This window comes from Niveispirillum sp. FG148 (assembly GCF_057809655.1).
Map to the genome: position 1 here is coordinate 1 of NZ_JBMDKJ010000052.1, position 21,854 is coordinate 21,854.

Sequence of the window (21,854 nt, forward strand, 5' to 3'; positions counted from 1 at the left end):
ACCGTCGCCGTCCGGAAGCGACTTACCATCCTCCCCCCAGGTTTGGGACGGTCTCTCACACTCTATGCCCAGACGATCCTGTCGCGGACGGACTGGGTCTATGACGATGTCGGCCGGGTTCGGGAGGAGAAGCGGTCGTCGGACATGCCGGGCGTGCCCTATGCGGTGTCCTCGACGCTGTACACGGCCACCGACCAGCCCCGGAGCGTGACCGACCCGCTGGGCCGGGTCACGGTCACCGACTATGACCCGCTGGACCGGTCGATCCGGGTGACGGCCCCGTGGGAGACGGGGCGCACGCGGGTGTCGGAGCTGGTCTATGACATTGCCGGGCGCAAGCGGATCGAGCGGTCGGCGGTGGGGACCGATCTGGTCCAGGACAGCGCCACCTATGCCTATTATGACGATGATCAGGTCCGCACCATCACCGACCCGCGCGGCAATGTGCTGGCCCATGCCTATGATGGGTTCGGGCGGTTGTCGATCCTGTCCTACCCGGATGGCAAGGCGGAGAGTTACGCCTACGACGTCAACGACAACCGCACGCGCTTCACGCAGCGGGACGGGACGGTCAGCACGACGGCTTACGATGCGTTGAACCGGCCGGTCAGCATCACCCGCCCCGGCTTGGCCGTGACCAGCTATGGGCTGGACATATTGGGCCGGGTGGTGGCGGAGAAGGCGGGGGTGACGACACTGCGCACCCACACCTACGACACAGCCGGCCGCAAGCTCTCGGCCGACGTCACCCTGCCGCGTCCGCCCACGGGCGTGAGCGGCACGGCGCCGACGGTGGCGATGAGCTTCACCTATGAGGGGTCCGGACACGAAAGTGATCATATTGTCCGGTTTGCGCGAACGTAGGGCGAACAGCGGCTTTCAGTCAGCTGTTTCGGCATCAGAAACCTTGTCCATGGCTGCGTAGAGGGCGGTCTTCCCAACCTTGATCCTGGCGGCCGCCTCCCGAACCGTCAGTCCCTGGGCGATCAAGGCCATCGCCCGTCGCAGCTTGTCGTCGGTGACCACGGGCTTGCGGCCACCGCGTCGCCCACGGGCGATGGCGGCATCCAGGCCGGCGCGGGTCCGTTCCCGGATCAGGTCGCGTTCGAACTGCCCCAACGCTCCGAAGATGTGAAAGATCAGGCGGCCGCCGGGCGTGGTGGTGTCGATGGCTTCCGTCAGCGACCGGAAGCCGATACCCCGTGCTTCCAGCGTCGTGACCGTCTCGATCAGATGGGGGAGCGAACGGCCGAGCCGGTCCAGCTTCCAGACGACAAGAACATCTCCCTCCCGCAGAAAGGCCAAGGCGGTTGTCAGGCCGGGCCGGTCGGTCCTGGCACCGGAGGCCTTGTCCTTAAAGACCCGGGTGCAGCCGGCTTTGGCGAGGGCGTCGAGTTGGAGGGCGAGGTCCTGTTCGCTGGTGGAGACGCGGGCATATCCGATTTCGGCCATCGTGGTCCGCCCTTGTCCGTAAACTTGTCCGTTAATCTATGTGTCCGGAAAGTCATTGTAAATGGAGATAGGCGGACAAGTTGGACAGTGGCCGTCAAAGGGCCCTTTGACGGCCACCCTCCTTATCGGGGGCTGAGTAGCAAAGGACCTGAAAACCTAGGCAAGGTCACTCAAGCAGGATCGTCTCTTCATGCGGGCCAAACCAATTCGAAAGCCGTTCCCCCCGCACCTGAGGCACGGCACGTTGCGTCACCTCCGTGCGCCCGCGCTACCGCTTTCACCACGGCCAAACCCAAGCCGCTGCCCCGACCGGATCTATGGTCCTGACCGCGATGGAACGCTTCAAACACGCGCTCGGTTGATCCGTCGGGAATTCCCGGCCCAGTATCCTCGACCTGAAGGTGAGCCATACCGACGCTTTCGAACAAGCGGACGCGCAACGGGCCGGGGGTTGCATGATGGACGGCGTTGTCCAGCAACGCCAGCAGGGCCTGCCGCATCCGTACCGGATCGCAGATCGCTTCGATTTCGTCCAGTTCCAGGGAAAGCGTGAAACCCGCGGCGCGCAAGGTCGGTTCAAAGGCATGCACCGTGGACCGGATCTCGGCGGCGAGCTCGCACTGCTCCAATTGAACCATCAGGCGGCCGCTTTCGTCCAGGCTGAGCACGCGCAGATCCTCGATCAGCCGGGAAAGGCCCTCCACTTGGCTCAGCATTCCCGAAAGCAGTTGAGGGGTCGGCTGGAACACCCCCTCTGCCAGCCCCTGAAGACGGCCGCGCAGCACCGTCACCGGGGTTCGCAGTTCATGGGCAATCGCGGCATTCCAGAACGCGCGGTCCCGGGCCATGCGTTCCAGACGTTCGGCGAGATTGTTGAAGTCGGAGACAAGGCGCGTCGCTTCGCCCATCGACTGGTCGTCGGCGGTTGCACGGGCGGAAAGATCACCCTCCGCCACCCGTCGCAGGTTATCGGCAACGGAGTTGAGGGGCGCCAGAATTCGCTGGGCCAGCTTGACCGCGACGCCCATCGCCAGCACCAGCGCCGCGAGCATCGTCACGGCCATCCAGGTGAGTTCCGCTGGGGCTGGGACGAGATCTTCGGAAATGCTGTCCGGGGAGTAGGTCAGGAATACGGCGTAGAACACATAGGATCCGCAGATCACCAGCAAGGTCACCACGAACGCCAGAATCGTCATCGACAGGACGATCTGGCGGCGCAGGCCGGACCCCTTTTGCCACTCGGACATCGACGTCACGCTCCCCCCAGGCGATAACCGACGCCCCGCACGTTCGTGGGCACGCCGGCCACTCCCTGCGCTTCCAGCTTTTTGCGCAGCTTGCTCAAGTGGCTGTCGACCGTGCGTTCCAGTGCCTCGCCTTCCGGCAGGCAGGTTTCCAGAAGCTCACCACGGCTGAACACCCGTTTCGGCGTCCGGGCCAGGTGGGCCAACAGACGGAATTCGGTCAAGGTCAGGTCAAGCGCCGTCTCGCCCCCATCCTTGCCCGCCACGGCCGCTTGATGCCCCTCCAGATCGATGGTCAGGGCGCCGAAGCGAAGGACACGGCGCGATGCGGCCCAGCCCTCTCCACTCCGCCGGCGCAGCACAGCCTTCACCCGCGCCACAACCTCCGCCGGATTGAAGGGCTTCACGACATAATCGTCGGCGCCGATGCGCAGGCCCATCAGCTTGTCGATATCCTGATCCAGGGCGGTCAGCATGATCACGGGGGTGTCGCTGCGATGGCGAATCTCAGCCAGCACCTGCCAGCCGTCCAGACGCGGCATCTGCACGTCCAGCAGCAGTAAATCGGGGTTCAACGACAGGTGAAGGTCCAGCGCGCGCCGCCCATCCTCCGCCCGGACGACGCGGATCTCCGCCCGTTCCAGATAGGCGGTCAGGATGTCGGCAATGTCGGGCTCGTCCTCCGCGATCAGCACCAGTGCTCGCTCTTCCACCATCACCGTCCGTTTCTATCGATCTCCATCAAATCTCCACACACCCTCGGCGCAAACGCAATCGCTCTTTGCGAGCAAGGCGAGGGATGGCCGGCGCCAGGCGTCGCGCCTTTGAGCAGAGATTGCAGAAACATGAAGCGGACGATCTTTCTTGCAGCGGCGGCATTGGGGGCATTGGCCTATGCCGCCATCTCCTTTTCACGAGAGGAGCCGGCGCCCGAACCGGCGGCCACGCCCGGCGGCATCCTGACCGTGACGGTCACGCGGCCCCGGCAGGAGCGCGTGGTGGAGCATTTGGCGGTGACCGGAACACTGGTCCCGCGCGAAGAAGTCACGATTGTAGCAGAGATTGCCAATGCCCGCATCCGACACCTGTCGGCCGATATCGGCGACCGCGTCCGCAAGGGCGACAGGCTGGCCGTGCTTGACGCCGAAAGCGTCCGATTGCAGGTCGCGCAGATGGCGGCCGAATACGCCAAGGCCCGGGACGAATTCGCCCGCGTCGATTCCATCAAGGATACCGGGGCCGTCAGCCTCGGCCTGGTCACCGAAAAGAAAAGCGCCATGGACGTGGCCCAGGCTCGGCTGGAAGAAGCAAGGCTGGCCGAACGGCGCACTATCGTCATGGCACCCGAAGGCGGGACCGTGTTTGAGCGCCAGGCCAAAGCCGGCGGGCTGGTGAACAGCAGCGACCCCCTGTTCCGCATCGCCCGCAATGGCGAGATCGAGGCGGAACTGCGGGTTCCGGAGGGTGCGGCCAATCGTGTGTCGCCGATGGCGGCCGTCACCCTGTCCATCGCGGGCCTGCCGGAACCGCTGACAGGCACAGTGCGGCTGGTGTCACCCCGCATCGACGCATCCGACCGTGCCTTCCCGGTCCGGGTATCGATCCCCGACAGGCCGGATTTGAAGATCGCCAGCTTTGTCCATGGCGACATCGCCCTGACCATGGTGACGGCCCTGGCCGTCCCGGCCACGGCCATCCAGCGTGATGCCGCCGGCCCCTTTGTCTGGACGGTCGAGGCCGAAGGCCGGATCGCCCGCCACCCGGTCACCCTGCTGGCCCAGAAGGATGAACTGGCGCTGGTCGCCGGGGTGACACCTGAACTGCCCGTCGTCACCCGTGCCGGATCGCTGGTCCGGTCTGGCGATATCGTGCAGCTGGTGGAGGGCCGCTGATCATGTCGATGCCGGTCTCCACCTGGGCCATCCGTAATCCCATCCCGCCGATCGTCCTGTTCCTGGCCCTGACCATCGCCGGGCTGGTCGCTTTCTCGAAACTCCCCATCAACAACATGCCCAACATTATCGTGCCGGCGGTCAGCGTCACGATCAGCCAGCCCGGCGCGGCACCAAGCGAGATGGAAACCCAGATCACCCGCAGCGTCGAAGGGGCCCTGGCCGGGTTGCGGGGGGTGAAGCACATCATTTCGACCATCTCCGAAGGGGTTTCCACAACGAGTGTCGAATTCCATCTGGGGACGGATTTCGACCGCGCCACGAATGACGTGCGCGATGCTGTCGCCGGCCTTCGGGACCAGTTGCCGCGCACCATCCAGGAACCGCAGGTCCGGCGGGAGGAGGGGGACGGGGGCGCCCTGCTTGCCTACAGCGTCGCCGCCACGGATATGCGGCCGGAGGATTTGGCGTGGCATATCGACGATACTGTCAGCCGCCGCCTGCTGGCGGTTCCGGGCGTGGCTAAGGTGACACGTCATGGTGGCGTCACCCATGAGATCACGGTCACCCTTGATCCCGCACGACTGTCGGCCTTCGCCGTGACCGCCGCCGATATCAGCCGCCAACTGGCCCAGACCAGCGCCGACTTTCCCGGCGGGCGCCTGGTTCAGGCGGGCAGGGAGTACAGCTTGCGGACGCTCGGCGGGGCACCGTCGGTGGAGGCTTTGCGCGACACCTGGATTGCGCTTGGCGGCGGCCGGGCCGTCCGGCTGGGCGATATCGCCGAAGTGACCGACGGCGGGGTGGAGGCACGTTCGATTACGACCATCGACGGCAAGCCGGCTGTCACTTTCTCCGTGCAGCGCGCGAAAGGGGCCAGCGAGATTTCCACCGGTGCCGCCATCAAGGCAGCGGTGGCGGAGCTGCAGGCTGCCAATCCGGCCATCACCTTCACCGAGATCTTCTCGCTCGTCGACTTCACGCAGACCAGCTACGATTCAACGTTGTCGGCCTTCGTCGAAGGGGCGGCGCTGACCATCCTGGTCGTCTTCCTGTTCCTGCGCGACGGCCGGGCGACGGTGCTGGCGGCGCTGACCATCCCCCTGTCGATCATCCCCACCTTCCTGGTCATCCACCTGCTGGGCTACTCGCTGAACTTCGTCAGCCTGATGGCGATATCGCTGGTCACCGGTGTGCTGGTCGATGATGCCATCGTCGAAATCGAGAATATCCATCGCCATATGGCATCGGGGAAAAGGCCCTATGACGCGGCGATGATCGCCGCTGACGAGATCGGACTGGCGGTGGTGGCGACGACGGCGGTGATCTGCGCCGTGTTCCTGCCCGTCAGCTTCATGGGCGGCACATCGGGCCAGTTCTTCATGGAATTTGGTGTGACGGTAGCCGTGGCCGCGTTTTTTTCGCTGGTCGTGGCGCGACTGCTGACGCCGCTGATTGCTGCCTATTGCTTGAAACCGCCGGCGCACAATGCCGAAGCGGCAGGCGTATGGACCGCGCGGTACCGCCGTCTGGTCGAATGGACGCTGGATAATCGCGCCAAAACGCTGGGCATCGCCGCCCTCAGCCTCGTTTTGTCATTCGGCATGATGCCGTTTCTGTCGACCGGCTATCTGCCTTACGAGGATTATTCGCAATCCAGCCTGACCATCGAACTGCCCCGCGGTGCCACCCTGGCACAGACCGATGCGGTGGCACAACGTGTGGCCGGCATGCTGAAGAAGCACCCCGAAGTGCAATATGTTCTGACCCGGTCCGGCAGCGATCTGGGCGTGAATATCGCCACCCTGGACATCAAGTTGGTGCCGCCCAAGGCACGCGACCTCAGCCAGCGCGACTTTGAAAGCCGGGTCCTGCCGGAACTGGCGGCCGTGCCAGACGCCCGCGTAAAATTCGCCAATTCCATGGGCATGAAGGATATCAGCATCGCGCTGACCAGCGAGAATGTGACGGCCCTGGAAGAAGCCGCCATCGCCATCGAACGCGACATGCGCCACATCGCCGGCATCAACGCCGTTGGCAGCACCATGCCCGCGGCCCAGCCGGAAATCCTGATCGTCCCCGATTTTGCCAAGGCCGCGCAGTTGGGCGTCACCATGCAGGCGCTGAGCGATGCTGTGAATATCGCCACCATTGGCGACACGGACAGCAATCTGGCCAAGCTCAACCGTGACGGACGGCGCCTGTCGATCCGCGCGCGGCTGGCCGCAGGTCCCGCCACCTCTCTGGACACCATTCGGGAATTGCGCCTGCCCACAATATCGGGGGGCTCCGTCACGCTGGGCACCGTGGCCGATATCCGCTTCGGTTCCGGCCCGTCCACCATCGAGCGTTATGACCGCCGCCGCAAGATCGCGGTAGAGGCCAATCTCGACGGACTGCCCCTGGGCGATGCGATGGCGGCGATCCGCAACCTTCCCTCCATGCGCGCGCTTTCAAAGGAAATCGAGGTCCGCGACACCGGCGATGTGGAGGAGATGGGCGACCTGTTCTCCCGCTTCCTGACCGCCATCGGGTCGGGGCTGATGATGGTCTATGCGATCCAGGTCTTGCTTTATAAGGACTGGATACAGCCCTTGACCCGCATGGCCGCGCTGCCGCTGTCCATCGGCGGGGCCTTCCTGGCCCTGCTATTGACCGGAACCGACCTCAATATGCCGGCGGCGATCGGGATCCTGATGCTGATGGGCATCGCCGACAAGAACTCGATCCTGCTCATTGATTACATGGTGGAGAGCATCCGCGGCGGTACAGCCCGGCGCGTGGCCATCGTCGAGGCCTGCACCATCCGGGCCCGGCCGATCATCATGACGTCGCTGGCCATGCTGGCGGGCATGCTGCCCATTGCCCTGGGGCTGGGCCTGGATACGGCCTTCCGGGCTCCGATGGCGATCGCGGTGATCGGCGGGCTGATATCGTCCACAGCGCTCAGCCTCATCTTCGTGCCGGTGCTATTCGACTATGTCCGCGATGTTGAGGACTGGCTGTTGCCCCGGCTCCGGCGCCTGCTCTGACCGGGTGCGAATCTGCCCTCAATCTCCACGGCCTCTCCCCACGGCCCCGACGGTGTTGTCGTCGGGGCAAGGACCAAGCCCATGCGCTTTTCCATCCTGTTCCCGCTCCTGCTGACCCTGTCGGCCTGTGCCCCGCTGCCGCCGCCGGCAACGCCGGCAGCGTCTGTTCCAGCCACCTTTGTCGATCCGGAACCTGCAACGCCGGAAGCAAGTGCTGCCGGGCTGACCCGCGCGCAACTGTTCCAGGATCAGCGCCTTTTGCGGCTCATCGATCTGGCGTGTCCGCCGTCAGGCCCTTTGGGACAGAAGTGGCTGATTGCGTAAGGGAGGATTTCTGCCTCATCTGCGTTCCCTTCGGTCACTACGATGAGCCAGAAATCCTGCGTGTCGCGTACACCATACCCAGGAAGTTCAAAAGAATCTGCGCAGCGAGGATCGACGTACTGCCGGTCGGGTCATAATCGGGAGCAACCTCAACGAGGTCCATGCCCACGATCTCATGATGGTACGCCACATGCTGCAACATCTCCAGGACTTCATAGTAAAGGAAGCCACCATGGCTTGGTGTTCCCGTACCGGGGGCAATGGAGGGACAAAAGGCGTCGATATCCAATGTCACATAGACCGGCAACCCTTTGGGGATGCGGGAGATCACGCCCTTGGCACCAAGTGCCCGCATCTGGCGTACCGAGATAATGTCGGACCCCATCGCCCGGGCTTCGTCATAGCCATCCCGTGACGTGGAGGATACGTTACGGATACCAACCTGGGTCAGCCCGGTGACATAGGATTTTTCGGCGGCCCGCCGCAATGGGTTTCCATGGCCGAAACGCACACCGTGACGTTCGTCCACGAAATCGAGATGGGCGTCGATATGAAGGACGTGGAAGGGCTTACGTCCTTCATAGGCATCGATGCAGGGGATATTGATGGAATGGTCGCCACCTATCACGACCGGCAGGGCACCGGCGGCGAGAATGGCCTCCACGCCCTTGCGGATATTCGCGTGGCTTCGGGCCGTATCGGTATGCACGATGTCGGCGTCGCCGACATCGACCATGCGAATATCGGGTCCCAGATAGACCCGATCATCTTCATGATCATAGGCACCGGCATGGCCAAAGCTGAACAAGGTGGATGCCTCGCGCACCGACCGTGGACCAAAGCGGGCACCGGCCCGATATTGGGTACCGGCATCGAATGGTGCACCAAGGATCGCAATATCCGCGTTGATACGCGACCAATCCTCAATATAGGGGCTTTTGCCGAAAGTGCAGATACCGACGAAGGGCAGATTCAGTCTGCCCCCTTCATAGGTGTGGCCGCTCATGGTGATTGCTCCGGATTACGGGAGGATGTTGGGATGGTCACGGAACTGGCGGCGCGTCCCCAGATGACTGCGATAAGGGTGATTTGCGATGCAAGTATCAGGTACCAGGCTGGCGCCAGCTTGCTGCCTGTTGCTCCGATCAACCAGGTGCAGATGAGCGGGGCGCTGCCACCGAACAGCGCGTTCGCGGCGTTGAAGCTGACCGCAAATCCAGAGAACCGGACCCGGGCCGGAAAAAGCTCGCATAGATAGGTCGGCAGGGTTCCGCCGTTCATCGCCAAACAGACAGCCAGGATACTCCAGCCCGCGATCGTGCCGGCCACCCCTGAATTATCTGTTAAATCCGGTGAGACATGCCCGATGAGCAGGAATACGGGAACCGTCAGGATCGTGAAGGACAGAGAGCATGCGATCAAAATCCGCCGTCGGCCCTGGCGGTCCGATAGCAGGCCCATGAGGAAGATACCGCCGAGATAGAAGGCCAGTGCAATGGAAGAGCCGGCAAAGGCCACCTTGTCGCTGAGGCCGAGTTCAGCGGTCAGATAGACCGGCATGTAGCCCAGCAGGATATAGAAGCCGACCGCATTGATCATCGTGCCCCCGAAGGCGGTCAGCAATTGTGGCCGATGATGGGTCAGCAGTTCCCTGACCGGTACGTTTGCCACCTCCTGGCCGCGTTCCAGGTCCCTGAATTGTGGCGTTTCCTGCAGCCGCGCGCGGATAAACAGACCCAGGCAGCCGAAGGGCAGAGCAAGCAGAAAGGGAAGCCGCCAGCCCCATGCCAGCAGTTGCGCGTCGGAGAGCAGGAAATGCAGCACGGCGACGAGAAGCGACGAGGCCAAAAGGCCGGCCGCCTCGCCGGCGGGGACCAGGCAAGTGAACAGTCCCCGCCGTTCCGGTGGGGCATATTCGGAAAGGAAAGAAGCGGCACCGGCATATTCTCCCGAAGCTGCGAAACCCTGAACCAATCGCGTGCCAAGCAACAAGAGCGGGGCAGCGAAACCGGCCATGGCATAGGTTGGCAGGAAGGCGATCACCGCGGTGGCGACGGACATGACAAGGATGGAGAGTGACAAGGTCGATTTGCGGCCGATCCGGTCGCCGGCATGCCCCCAAATGACCCCGCCGATGGGCCGAACCACGAATGACAAGGCGAATATGGCATAGGTGGAGATCAGCCCGGCCCGCCCATCTTCCTGTGGAAAGAAGATTGTGGCGAAGATCACCGCCAAATAGCCGTAACAGGCATAGTCGAACCATTCAACGAAGGTTCCGAGAAACCCCGCCGCAGCCGCGCGACGCAGAGCGGCGTTCGACCTCTCCATATTTGGGGAAATCATGGTGGTCATGCCGCGGCCCCTTTTGGACAATTGTCGAGGAATTTCCGCAAAGCAACCTCCCGGGCTTTCTGGTAGCCGTCGATTGCTGCCAACTTCACCGGTCCGTAGCCGCGGATGGTGTCGGGCAGTGCTAGAAGGTCGATGGCCAGCGCGTGATTGGCAGCGCCCAATTTTTCGACGACCGTGTCGATTGTATTTTCGTATTCGGTGATGAGGGCGCGTTCGGCCCGTCGCTCTGCGGTGTAGCCGAAGGGATCGAATGGCGTTCCGCGCCATCGCCTGAACTGCGCCAGCAGTCGGAATATGGGCAGGGCTAGGTGAACCGGATAGCGTCGCTTGCGTGGCCGACCAGCGGTGGTGCCCGCAAACATGGGCGGCGCGAGATTGAAACTGAGCCTGAGCTTCCCATCGAACCTGGCCTTCAACTCTGCCAGCAGATCCGGATGAGACAGCAACCGCGCCACTTCGTACTCATCCTTGTAGGCTAGCAGCTTGGCATAGTTGCGGGCCACGGCGGCCGCCAGACCGTGCATTCCCATTTGCCGCTCCGCCGCCTGTACCTGTGCGACGCGCTCGCGGTAACGTCTCGCATAAGCTGGGTCCTGATAGGCCGCCAAATGCTCCGCGAACCGCTCCACGATGCTTTCGGGTGTTTGGACAACCGGCGGGGCCTTCGCCGGCAGCAAGGCGTCGAAGGCCGACCTGTCCGCAATATAGAGGCGCCCGAGCGCCAGCGCGCTCAGATTGAGATGGACGGCTACACCATTCAGCCGAATGGCCTGTTCGATCGCAGTGCTTCCGATCGGCAGGAGACCGCTCTGGATTGCCACCCCCACCAGGAAGAAATTCGCGCCGATCGCGTCGCTCAACAGGGTTTGCGCAAGTGACGCAGCCTCTACGCCGATAAGCGCATCTTGTGACAGATGCTGTTGCAGCCTGGCTGTAAAGGGTGGTGCGCTGATACGGCTGTCGCGGTCGAACTGGAAAGCGGCGGTGGGCTGCACATCCGAATTGACGATCGCGCGGGACCGACCGTGTCGCAACGTGCTGGCGGCTTCCGCCGCAGTGGCGGCGACAAGGTCGAAGCCGAGCAATAAATCGGCGTCATCGCCGGCCAAGCGCTGGGCGTGCAGCATCTCTGGCCGTACGGCGATGCGCACGTGGCTGTAAACGGCGCCGTTCTTTTGTGCCAGGCCGGTCATGTCGAACAATGACACCGCCAGCCCGTCAAGATGGGCGGCCATGCCCAGGATAGCGCCAACCGTGACCACGCCGGTGCCACCGATCCCGGCGATCATCAGATTGTAGCTGGTCTGGCCCAAAGGCGCGCGCGGGGCATCCGGCAGGTTGGTGGACGGCCCATATCTCCGTCTGACCGTTTCCTTTCGCGGTTCGGCGCCCTCCACGGTGATGAAGCTGGGGCAGAAACCGTTGAGACAACTGAAATCCTTGTTGCAGCTCGCCTGATCGATCTGCCGCTTCGTACCGAATTCGGTCTCAACGGGAACAAGGCTGACGCAGGTCGACTGCACCGAGCAGTCGCCGCATCCCTCGCAGACGGATTGGGCGATGTGGAGCCGCCGCAGCGGATCCGGATAATGCCCACGCTTGCGGCGGCGCCGCTTCTCGGCGGCACAGGTCTGTTCATAGATCAGCACCGTGCACCCGGGCACCTGCCGCAGGTCGCACTGAACCTGGTCGAGATTATCCCGGTGCCAGACGCGGGTGCCGTCGGGTAACTCCGACACCGCCCGATATCTATCGGGCTCGTCGCTGACAATCACGATGGTCCGCACCCCTTCATGCCGCACCTGATTGGCGATTGCCGCCACCGACAGGGCACCATCCAGGGGTTGCCCGCCAGTCATGGCGACCGCATCATTGTAGAGAATTTTGTAGGTTATATTGACGCCCGCCGCGATTGCCGCCCGGATGGCCAGCAGCCCGGAATGAAAATAGGTGCCATCGCCCATGTTCTGGAAAATGTGCGGTGTATCCGTGAAGGGGGCGAGCCCTATCCAGTTTGCACCCTCGCCTCCCATATGGGTCGGCAGCAGCGCTTCGGATGGTCGGGCGAAACCGGCCATCGTATGACAGCCGATCCCGGTCATGCTGAGACTGCCGTCCGGCACGCGTGTTGATCGGCTGTGAGGGCAGCCCGAACAGAAATAGGGGCTGCGGACGCCTGGGGATTTGGACCCGGTTCGCGATTCCTGGCGTTGGCGAAGCGCTGCTGCGGCCTGCTGCAATGCCTTATCAACCAAGCCCAGGGTTGCCAGACGAACGGCGATGGCCAGGGCGATCATTACCGGATCGAGTGGCAATGCCGACGACAGCAAGGGTTTACCGACTTCGTCCTGCTTTCCCAACAACAGGGGGCGGATCGCTTGGTTGACCAGGATGCCGGCAGCCTGGAGCTCTATGAAACTCTTCTTTTCCTCAATGACGAACAGCGTTTCGTGCCCCCGGGCGAAATCCAGCAGACCGTCCGGTTCGAGGGGCCAGATACATCCTACCTTGTAGAGGGAGATTCCAAGGCTCTGTGCCTTTTCGTCGCTGAGACCCAGCATCACCAGCGCTGAGCGCGTGTCGCCATAGCTCTTGCCCGCCACGATCAGGCCCAGTCTGGGGAGCGGTGCCTTGAATATCACCCGATCGAGCCGGTTGGCGCGCACGAATTGGCGAACCAGGGGGAGGCGATAGTCGGTGGCAATCAACTCATCGTGCAGCGGGTCGAAGGCTGCTCGTCGGATATGAAGGCCACCGGATGGCAGTACCGGCGGTGTCGGCAGGGTCGGGGCGAAGCCCGACAGATCGATATCAACGGTGGCTGTCTGCTCGACGACCTCGTTGACGCACTTGATGCCAACCCAGGAGCCGCTCAGCCGGGAAAGGGCATAGCCCAGCAGGCCATATTCGATGATCTCACCGGCATGCGCCGGGTAAAGAGAGGGAATGAGCGCGGACGCCATGGCCTGTTCACTGTGATGGGCCACGGTCGATGATTTACCCCCATGATCATCGCCATAAAACACCAGCACGCCGCCGCTTTGATGGGTGCCCGCAAGGTTCCCGTGCTTAAGGGCATCCAGCGACCGGTCAACGCCTGGGCCCTTGCCATACCAAGCGGCGAACACACCCGCCCGCTTGGCACCTGGCACGAAGTCGAGCTGCTGTGTTCCACGCACGGCCGTTGCGGCCAGATCCTCATTCACGCCCGGCAGGAAACGGATGTCGTGTTCGATCAGTCGTTTGTCGATCGACCATAACGTGGAATCCAGATTTCCCAACGGCGAGCCGCGATAGCCGGTTATGAAGCCAGCACTGGCAATGCCGCGGCGTCGATCAATCCGTGCCTGATCAAGCAGAACACGGGCGATGGCCTGGTTGCCGTTGATCAGGATACGCCCCTTCTCGACGGTCCATTTATCGTCGAGCGTGATAGGCGCGATAGCGTTGCCAGAGATGTGCATCGGGGACAATTTGGGCTCCAGTGATCGGCAGAGCGCAAATATCTGCGGTGCATAAGGATTTCTCTGTCAAATTGATGACAGTCTCATCCAATGTCTTTTAATTAATACTGGTTGACTATGAAGATGGGAGATATTATTGTTTCCTTATATTGGCATATATAAATACTTTATTGGGCATGGGCAGCCCGGTCGCGTAGGCGATCAAGGTCAAGGACCTTCAGATTGCCATATTCGATGCGCAGCAATCCTTCGGCTTGGAAGGATTGCAGCACCTTGTTGACTGACTGGCGGGAGGTGCCCACCATCGCGGCCAATTCTGACTGCGACAGCGGCACTACAAAATGTGTGGCATATGTCCGTGAAGAACGGGCGGATTGCACCGCATTGACGATACGACCGGCCAATCTGGCTGCAAGCGGACTGAGATTGACATCCGCATAATGCATGCTGATGAACCGCATCTGCCGGGCCAGCAGTTTCAGCAAGGCATCGTCGAAATTGCGAAACTGCGCACGCAGGCGCTTGAAGTTTGCCAGATCCAGGACTTCCAGATTGACTTCTGTTAATGCCTCCGCAGTTTGCGGCCGCAAATCCTCGTCTACCAAACTGCTGTCGCCGAAGCAGTCCCCCGGCTTGAAGATGATATAGACGACCTCCCGGCCATCGGGTCGGTTCACTGCCATCCGCACCGAACCGGAGAGCAGGCGGAACATTTCCGTGCCGGTATCCCCCTGTAAATAGATGACTTGGCCGGCAGCATATTTGCGAACGCGGACTGCGGCACGATAGGCCTCGCTAACGTCCGCGTCCATCCACTGCAGGAAATCAAACATTGAATGCTTCTCATCCATAGTGCCGAGTATGAACAAGATGAGCCATGATCGTCCATAGCCGGGTACTGATCCATCCGGCTAGGTACATCGTCCAATCATCTCTCTCGCCATTTCTTCTGCACTGGTCTCCGGGGTTTTGCCTTCCGACGCGGCTCGCGAGAAGATCATCATCAGGCGATCATGGATGGCGGCCAGGCTTTCATCGATCCGGGGCATTGCAATTTTCTCCCGCCCCGGAATGGTGCTCAGCGCCTGTGCGCCACTGATGATGCCGCCGGCATTAAGCACATAGTCCGGGGCGAACAGGATGCCGCGTTCGGCGAGAATTTGTCCGGCGGCCGGGCTGGAAAGCTGGTTATTGGCGGCGCCGGCGACGGCCTTCGCCTTGATTTCCAAGGCCGACGTTTCTGTTATGACGCCACCCAGCGCGCAAGGCGCAAACAGATCGACATCTTGCCGGTGGATATCCGCCGTCGATGCGGCTTTCGCGCCGAACCGGGCGACGGCGGCGGCAACGACATTCTCACGGACATCGCCAACGGTCAGGGCCGCGCCTTCGGCGTGCAGTTGCTCAGCCACCTTCCAGCCGACGGCACCAAGGCCCTGGATGGCAACGCGCATCTGGTGGAAGCCCTGCTGTTTGAATTGCCAATTCACAACAGCGCGCAAACCGTGAACGACACCCTTGGCCGTCGGAATTGAAGGGTCACCGGAATTGGCAGAGGTACCGGCCATATAGGGGCTGACCTCGGCGATGGTTTCCACGTCGGCGACGCTCATACCGACATCTTCGCCGGTTGCAAAGGTCTTTCCGATGCGGTTGATGAACCGGCCATAGGCGTGCAGCAGGTCGCGGCTTTTGATCCGTTCTGGATCGCCGATGATGACAGCCTTGCCACCCCCGATCGGCAGGCCAGCCAACGCCGACTTATACGACATGGCCCGTGATAGCCGCAGCGCATCGTCCAGCGCGTGCCGATCGGTCTCATAATTCTTGAAGCGAGTGCCGCCGCAGGCGGGACCCCGTTTCGTCGAATGGATGGATACAACGCATTTCAATCCGACTTGCGGATCGACGAACAGGCACACCTGTTCGTGATCGTCGAATTCCGGCGAATCCCAGACATCCATGTCCTTCAGTCTCCCATTATCATGCGTTGATGCTTGGTTGAAGCCCATCGAAAAGCTCCCGGATAGACGGTGACAATCCCTTTCCGGCCTCCCGTTCACGGTCAACCGCCAATTGGAAGGCCGGACGGCTGGTATGGCGTTGCAGATAAGCGGTCACATTGGGGCCGAACGCCTCATCGAGCCGCAAGCGCTGCGCCAGCCACAGCGCATAGCAGATAGCGATATCCGCGATGGTGAACCGCCCGGCACACAGGAACTCCCGCCCGGCCAACCGTTGCTCGATCCGTGCCAGTCGCGCCGCGAACCAGCGGCCATAGGTCTTGCCCGCGTCGGACAATCCGCGATGTCGCTCCAGGACGGCGAAGCGGAGATACACTGTCTGCGGGAAGGTCAGTGTGGCATCGGCATGGTGCAGAAAGTCCAGGAAATAGCCGTAATCCGGCTCACAAGGCTGGACGATCAGCGTATTGGGGGCGCTTTTCACCGCCAGATAATGCGCGATGGCTGTGCTTTCCGTCAGCCGGACGTCGCCATCGACCAGCAGCGGCACGGTGCCCAGTACATTTTCTGCAAGATAGTCCGGATGGTGCAGACGCGGTGGAAAGGCCATCATCCGGTAATCAAGGGTGCGGCCCAGTTCGGCGGCCGCCCAACTGACCCGCAATCCCCGCGAACCCTCACATGTATAGATGATCATTGGACTGCCGCCCTTCATTGAAATAGGACCGTGATCTTATGGTTGGTCTGCGCGGGGTTTCCGTTCGGTTGGTCCTATGATCCTTGCCCAAAGGCTTTCATCATCCGATAGGCCAATTCCGTGCCGTCATAGAATTCCCTGACCCCGATACGTTCGTCTTTCCCATGGGCACGGATGTCATCCTGATCGACGAAGATTGATGGCAGGCCGAAAGTGTCCACGCCCATGGACCGCGAATAGACGGAATCCGACCCCCCTGCGTCCATCATCGGCACAACGTGCAGCCCCGGCCAAAGAGAGCCGATCACGCCTTTGATCTTGTCCATGATCGCCTTGGTCGGAACGGATTCCGGACTTGGACGGAAAGCCTTGGCGATGCGAAGGGTAAGGCCGGGCTCGTCCAGGGCCTGTTTCAGATGGTGTTCGACATCTTCCACGGCTTCGCCCGGCAACATACGACATTGAACTGTCGCTGTGGCCCGCTGGGGCAGGGCATTTTCGGCGTGCCCGGCCGTGATCATCGTCGCAACACAGGTTGTGCGCAATTGTGCATTGTCAGCCGGATGGCGTGACAACCGGTCGGCAGCGGTAATATCGCCGCGCGCGACGGCCCGCAGTTCCTCCTGCTGATCCGGTGCCACAATGCCAGCCATCGCCTGATAATAGGCGCGCACGGTTTGTGTCATCCGGGTTGGAAAGCGATAGACTGCAAGCCTGTTCAGGCCGGCGGTCAGTGTATAGATCGCGTTGTCGGCGCGCGGCTGTGAACTGTGTCCACCTGGATTGGTGGCTTCGATTTCGAACGTGACATAGTGCTTTTCACTCGTCTGGACACCGTAATAGGAACGCTGACCAGCCTGTTCGATCGCAATGGGCGCATCGGGGTTGAGCACCAGCCGGGCATCCAACAGCGTCGCCTGTGTCTCCGCTAACCAGCCGATACCATCGCCACCACCGGCTTCCTCATCCGGGCTGAAAATCGCAATAATGTCCCCGGATGGCCGGAACCCCTCGCGTTTCAAGCGAAGCATCGCGGCGGCCAGATTGGCGATCTCCCCCTTCATGTCAAGAACACCACGGCCATAGAACCAGCCATCCCTTTCGGTCAATTGGAAGGGGGGCAGCATCCAGTCTTCGTTATGCACTGGGACAACATCAAGATGGCCCAGATAAACCAGCGGCTTTTCTGAGCCATCCCCGCGCAACCTGACGACAAGGCTGGCCTGATAGGTCCGGGCGGGATGCACCAGCAAGGTCAGATCGGCGGCTGGAAATCCGGCTTGCAGGAAATGGGCGCGCAGCAGGGTTGCCGCCTGCATGGTTCCCTTTTCGGCACTCGTATCGGTTGCAACAAGTGCCGACAGGATGGCCCGTGCGTCACGCTGATCGGCTGACAGATCCACAGGTGCCGCAATGGCGGCCCTGGTTGTGGAAAGGGCCAATGCCAGCAAGAGGCCGGTCGATTTCCATATCTGGCCGCGGTCAAACACGTCGGAAGGCTCCGTGGAAAATTGGGGGGGAGACAGCCGGATCGGCGGCAGGCGTGGCATCAATCGGCACTTGCCCCATCACCGGCCTGCACAGCCAGGGGTCGGACATCGCGGACCAGATGGAAGAACAGCCTGCCAGGCGCCTCGAACTGAATTTCGTGGGCGACCCCCTTGAAGTGGATCAGCCGTTTCATGGGTGCTTGCAGGGTCGATAACCAGCGTTCCGCAAGAATACTGGAGGTGGCATGATCATGCTCGCCGGCCAGCAAGAAGATGGGGCAATCAAGCCGGGTGATGTCTGACGATTTCAGTTTCGCCACTTCCGGCAAGACCGCAATCGCGGTAATGCCTGCGAAGTCCTTCGCGGCAAGATCCCGCGGTGCATAGTCGGGCGAAAGAAGGGCGGCATCCTCCTGAAAGGACAGGTCGGGGCGGTTCCATGTCATGCCACCGAAAAGGGTCAGCCACTTGCGCTGCACCAGAATCTTCTCAACGGATAGGGGCTGCCCCTTGTCTGGATAGGGCATGATGGCGCGCAGTTCTTCCTCCGCTTGCCGGTTCCCTTTCGCCAGCGCCTGTTGCAGCGCGAACTCGGTCCCGAGCCGTTCATTTTCATCGAAATCCACTGCCTGGCCCATGCCGATATAGGCGTGGAGCCAATCCGGATGGCGCACGGCCAGACGCACACCGATAATCGTGCCCCAGCTATGGCCCAGGACGAATATCTTGCGCTTTCCATAGGTCGTGCGGAGGTGGGCGACCAGTTCTTCCGCGTCGCCAACCATGCGGTCGATGCTGAGGCTCTGGGCCAGCGTTTCCGGATCCGAAGAGGCCATGGTCTTGCCCGCTCCGCGCTGATCCCACTGGACAACGGTGAAATAATCTTCCCAGGGACTTTGGTAGAACCAACTGGCCGGCATCTCCGGCACAGCCGGACCACCATGAATGAACAACAGGATCGGGTTGGCACGGTCACGGCCGCGGACGGAGATCCACTGATCAACGCCGCCGATCCGGACGGATTTCAATTCTTCGGTCCCGGTGTCGCTGGTGATGTGCCGCAAGCTGCTGACGATTGCCTGGGCACGGGCCCTATCGATTTTTTCGGCATCGTCCGCCCCCTGCCCCGACGCGGGAATGGCGGCCGTGGCGAAGACGCAGGCAAACAATATCGCCACTCGACAAATGGCTCTGCTCCAACGGCGGGAATGATGACCGTCTGGCCAAGTCTGAAAGGGGTCTGCGGTCATGGAAGTGCTCCCAGGTCCACTCGATATTTGTTGATGTGTCGGGTGGATCTCAAATCTTGCCCGGTTGAGCATCGGCGCTTTCAAAAGACATCCTAGAAGTCCGATGAAACCGTCACGCCGAATATCCGCGGTGTGCTCACTGTGTAGCGGTCGAGCATGATCGGGTTGCCGTTTCTCGCACCGTACAAAATGTCCCGGCCGAGCTGGGCGCGGCTGTTGGTGAGATTGGAAATGAAGGCGGCCACCTGCCAGCCGGGCTGCTCGAAGCCGATCCTCACATTCGCAATTGCATAGTCGTTGAGCGGTGCCGCGGTCGGTCCGAGGATATTGGTCCGTGGCCCCTGATATTGCAGGTCGCCACGCAGGTAAAAGCGTCCATCGGCTTCCATATCGATGCCCCATTCCGCGTAGCCTGAACTCGACCAGTGTGGAACCTGGGGCAACTGCTCGCCGATGGTGGCAAAGGCTTCAAGACCGGGGGCTAGTGACCTCAATTCAGCATCGGTATAGGTAACCTGTGTGCCGAAGTGGAGATTCCGGGAGAGCCGGACGTTCGCTTCGACTTCCAGGCCACGGCTGCGGGCGCGGCCTGCATTGGCAAAGCCGGTAAAGCCGTCCTCGCGGCTGACACTGAGCTGGATATCCTTCCAGTCAATCCAGAAGAGCGAAGCATTGAGTGTCAGAAGGCCCTCGCCAAGGGGTTCTGATTTCACACCGACCTCGTAGTTCCAAAGCTTGTCGGATTTGAACTGGGATTGCAACTGTACGACGCATTCGATGCAGGGCGGCAGGCCGGGATTGGTACCGCCGATCCGGAAACCCTTGCTGGCCTGCGCATAGACCAGCAACTGGGGATCGGCGCTATATGAAATGTTGAATTTCGGCGTTGTTGCGGTACCGCTGAACCGGCCGGTTTCGCGGTCGCTGACACCTCCGAAGAACAGCCCCGCCTTGACCGCGTCCGCATCCCGCACCGTGTGGGCAATGCGCAGGCCTCCGGTGAGCTTAAGGTCCGCAATGGGCTTATAGCTTAATTCGGCAAAGCCGGAGTTCTGTCGAACTTCGCCGTCGGTGGTTGCGTAGAAAAGGTTATCCTCAGGTATGGCGGCCGCGGGAGCCGCCCGATCGTTTATCGTCTGGGAGTAATCGTCGTTGCGCTTCACGAAGAAGCCACCCACCAGCCAATCGAACGGCCCGTCCGTCTTCGATACCAGACGAAGTTCCTGAGTCACGGCTTCGGCTTTGTAGGAGAGGAGAGACCTGCCTTCGGGAATTCCAACGGCCGCTTCCAGGAAATAGTCGATGTCGTTCTCAAATACGCGCTTGCGGTCGAAATAGGATGTCGCCGACGTCAGCCCGGCAAATCCCAGATCAGCCTCCACCTTGAGGTTGATGGAGCCAATCCTGTCGGCGAACGGCTCAGGCTCGCTCTGATCCTTGGTCAACTGGGGGTAATTGTCGGTGACGCGGTTATACGATCCGCTGTGGCTATGTTGGTATATCCCGGTGAGGACGACATCTACAGTATCGGAGAACTGATGCTTGACCGCTAGGCGGCCGCCATAGGTCGTTTCGTCGTTGATGTTCTTCTCGCCGGTCAGGCCATTGTCAAGAAATCCGGAATTGTGGAGGGTATAAGCAACGGCACGCGCCGCCGTGTTCTCCGCGAGCGCGATGTTGACCCAGGCATTCGCTGCGCCATTCGCGCCGCCGCCGTCCGTCACAGAGCCGGTCAACTCGGCATGGCCTTCGCTCCGACGGGCATCGGGCTGATTGGTGACGATTCTGATCGTGCCGCCGAGCGAGCCGCTGCCGTAAAGAGTACCCTGAGGGCCGCGCAACACCTCCACTCTGGTGATATCGAAAAGCTTCAGATCCGGCTGTGATGACCCTTCACTGACAGGCGTCTCATCGAAATACACACCGACCGTCGATTCCTTGCCCGTGTCGACGTCTCCGCCAGTCGAAACGCCGCGCATGAAAATCTGTGCCCGGCCGGGCCCGTCATCTTGGAACGATACACCGGCGAGCGTCCGGGCGTAGTCAGCGAAATTGATTGCTCCCTGTTTGTTTAGATCGTCACCCTTCATGACCTGTATGCTCAAAGGGACATTTTGGATTGCCTCTGAGCGGCGGGTTGCGGTAACGACGATTTCTTCCAAAATCTCACCAGGTGCAGGCAGCGACGCCTGGGCATAGGATTGTGTGGCAATAGGTGCAATGCAGGTGATTGCAGTGAGAAATTTAGCTCGGCTCATTGTCGTCATCGCGGCCCCCTGTAACATTATTTGAATAATTGGCACTGTCTCAGACCATGAACTCTGTCAAGTCGACGACAATGTCCGAATAAATTGGGAAACAGGTTGGGGACGGTGTGACTGATTTTAGCCTGCTGCAAATTGCCCTGCCTGCACCCTTTCCGGTATGTCTTCTTGCTTACCCGCTCGGTCTTGGGCGAGGAGAAGAAGCCTTCCATGGCCGCGTTGTCCCAGACATTGCCAGATCGGCTCATCGAGCAGGTGACGCCATTGTCCGACGTCAGGCGCTGGAATTGCTCGCTGGTATATTGGTTGTCCGCGGTCAGCCCCTATGGGGGTACCGACACGAACGTGAGTTTTATGTACCGCTCGTGAGACGATCACGTCCCCGTGCGTGGTGTAGGAGCGGCGTTGTCATCGCGCTCTCCGGCT

General features: G+C 61.4%; 16 protein-coding genes and 1 pseudogene. 4 read left to right on the forward strand and 13 right to left on the reverse strand.

Features of this window, described 5'->3' with window-relative positions:
• Positions 1-864: hypothetical protein (locus ACODTW_RS27455; protein ID WP_488949373.1), on the forward strand; the 864-nt coding region annotated here is incomplete at its 5' end.
• A gap of 15 nt (positions 865-879) precedes the next feature.
• Here ACODTW_RS27455 and ACODTW_RS27460 read toward each other — a convergent pair.
• The 3 genes from ACODTW_RS27460 to ACODTW_RS27470 form a co-directional block, all read right to left on the reverse strand.
• The gene (locus ACODTW_RS27460; RefSeq protein ID WP_488949374.1) at positions 880-1,452 is read right to left on the reverse strand and encodes a recombinase family protein; all 573 of its coding nucleotides are present in this window, start codon (positions 1,450-1,452) and stop codon (positions 880-882) included.
• Between the two features lie 188 nt (positions 1,453-1,640).
• Positions 1,641-2,699 carry an ATP-binding protein gene (locus ACODTW_RS27465; protein ID WP_488949376.1) on the reverse strand — a complete coding sequence of 353 codons (1,059 nt, stop codon included), beginning with the start codon at positions 2,697-2,699 and terminating at the stop codon, positions 1,641-1,643.
• A 5-nt stretch (positions 2,700-2,704) separates the two neighbouring features.
• Positions 2,705-3,412 carry a response regulator gene (locus tag ACODTW_RS27470; RefSeq protein ID WP_488949377.1) on the reverse strand — a complete coding sequence of 236 codons (708 nt, stop codon included), beginning with the start codon at positions 3,410-3,412 and terminating at the stop codon, positions 2,705-2,707.
• Between the two features lie 129 nt (positions 3,413-3,541).
• On the opposite strand from ACODTW_RS27470, the gene ACODTW_RS27475 reads away from it, so the two are divergent.
• The 3 genes from ACODTW_RS27475 to ACODTW_RS27485 all read left to right on the forward strand — a co-directional run bounded on the left by ACODTW_RS27475 (position 3,542) and on the right by ACODTW_RS27485 (position 7,944).
• Positions 3,542-4,588: an efflux RND transporter periplasmic adaptor subunit gene (locus ACODTW_RS27475; protein WP_488949379.1), complete on the forward strand. Its 1,047-nt coding sequence runs from the start codon at positions 3,542-3,544 to the stop codon at positions 4,586-4,588.
• A 2-nt stretch (positions 4,589-4,590) separates the two neighbouring features.
• Positions 4,591-7,620: an efflux RND transporter permease subunit gene (locus ACODTW_RS27480; RefSeq protein WP_488949381.1), complete on the forward strand. Its 3,030-nt coding sequence runs from the start codon at positions 4,591-4,593 to the stop codon at positions 7,618-7,620.
• Positions 7,621-7,701: 81 nt separating this feature from the next.
• Positions 7,702-7,944, forward strand: coding sequence for a hypothetical protein (locus ACODTW_RS27485; protein WP_488949382.1), 243 nt, complete (start codon positions 7,702-7,704; stop codon positions 7,942-7,944).
• A 37-nt stretch (positions 7,945-7,981) separates the two neighbouring features.
• Here ACODTW_RS27485 and speB read toward each other — a convergent pair whose 3' ends face one another.
• From speB to ACODTW_RS27535, 10 genes and pseudogenes are all read right to left on the reverse strand, one after another.
• Positions 7,982-8,950: an agmatinase gene (gene speB, locus ACODTW_RS27490; protein WP_488949383.1), complete on the reverse strand. Its 969-nt coding sequence runs from the start codon at positions 8,948-8,950 to the stop codon at positions 7,982-7,984.
• Positions 8,947-10,299, reverse strand: a complete 1,353-nt coding sequence (locus ACODTW_RS27495) for an MFS transporter (RefSeq protein WP_488949384.1) — start codon at positions 10,297-10,299, stop codon at positions 8,947-8,949. The genes speB and ACODTW_RS27495 overlap by 4 nt, the downstream gene beginning before the upstream one ends.
• Complete coding sequence (locus ACODTW_RS27500) at positions 10,296-13,763, reverse strand: indolepyruvate ferredoxin oxidoreductase family protein (protein WP_488949391.1); 3,468 nt, start codon at positions 13,761-13,763, stop codon at positions 10,296-10,298. The genes ACODTW_RS27495 and ACODTW_RS27500 overlap by 4 nt, the downstream gene beginning before the upstream one ends.
• Positions 13,764-13,930: 167 nt before the next feature.
• Positions 13,931-14,596 carry a Crp/Fnr family transcriptional regulator gene (locus ACODTW_RS27505; protein ID WP_488949385.1) on the reverse strand — a complete coding sequence of 222 codons (666 nt, stop codon included), beginning with the start codon at positions 14,594-14,596 and terminating at the stop codon, positions 13,931-13,933.
• 78 nt (positions 14,597-14,674) lie between these two features.
• Complete coding sequence (locus ACODTW_RS27510; protein WP_488949386.1) at positions 14,675-15,727, reverse strand: Leu/Phe/Val dehydrogenase; 1,053 nt, start codon at positions 15,725-15,727, stop codon at positions 14,675-14,677.
• A 19-nt stretch (positions 15,728-15,746) separates the two neighbouring features.
• Positions 15,747-16,424, reverse strand: a complete 678-nt coding sequence (locus tag ACODTW_RS27515) for a glutathione S-transferase family protein (protein ID WP_488949387.1) — start codon at positions 16,422-16,424, stop codon at positions 15,747-15,749.
• A 74-nt stretch (positions 16,425-16,498) separates the two neighbouring features.
• Entirely contained in the window at positions 16,499-17,914 is a 1,416-nt protein-coding gene (locus tag ACODTW_RS27520; RefSeq protein WP_488949388.1) for a M20/M25/M40 family metallo-hydrolase, read from the reverse strand.
• Between the two features lie 59 nt (positions 17,915-17,973).
• A complete protein-coding gene (locus tag ACODTW_RS27525; protein WP_488949389.1) occupies positions 17,974-19,164 on the reverse strand; it encodes an alpha/beta fold hydrolase in 1,191 nt (396 codons plus the stop codon).
• Between the two features lie 92 nt (positions 19,165-19,256).
• Positions 19,257-21,431, reverse strand: a complete 2,175-nt coding sequence (locus ACODTW_RS27530; RefSeq protein ID WP_488949390.1) for a TonB-dependent receptor — start codon at positions 21,429-21,431, stop codon at positions 19,257-19,259.
• A gap of 152 nt (positions 21,432-21,583) precedes the next feature.
• Positions 21,584-21,736, reverse strand: a pseudogene (locus ACODTW_RS27535) (IS3 family transposase); the annotation flags it as partial.
• Positions 21,737-21,854 lie beyond the last annotated feature (118 nt).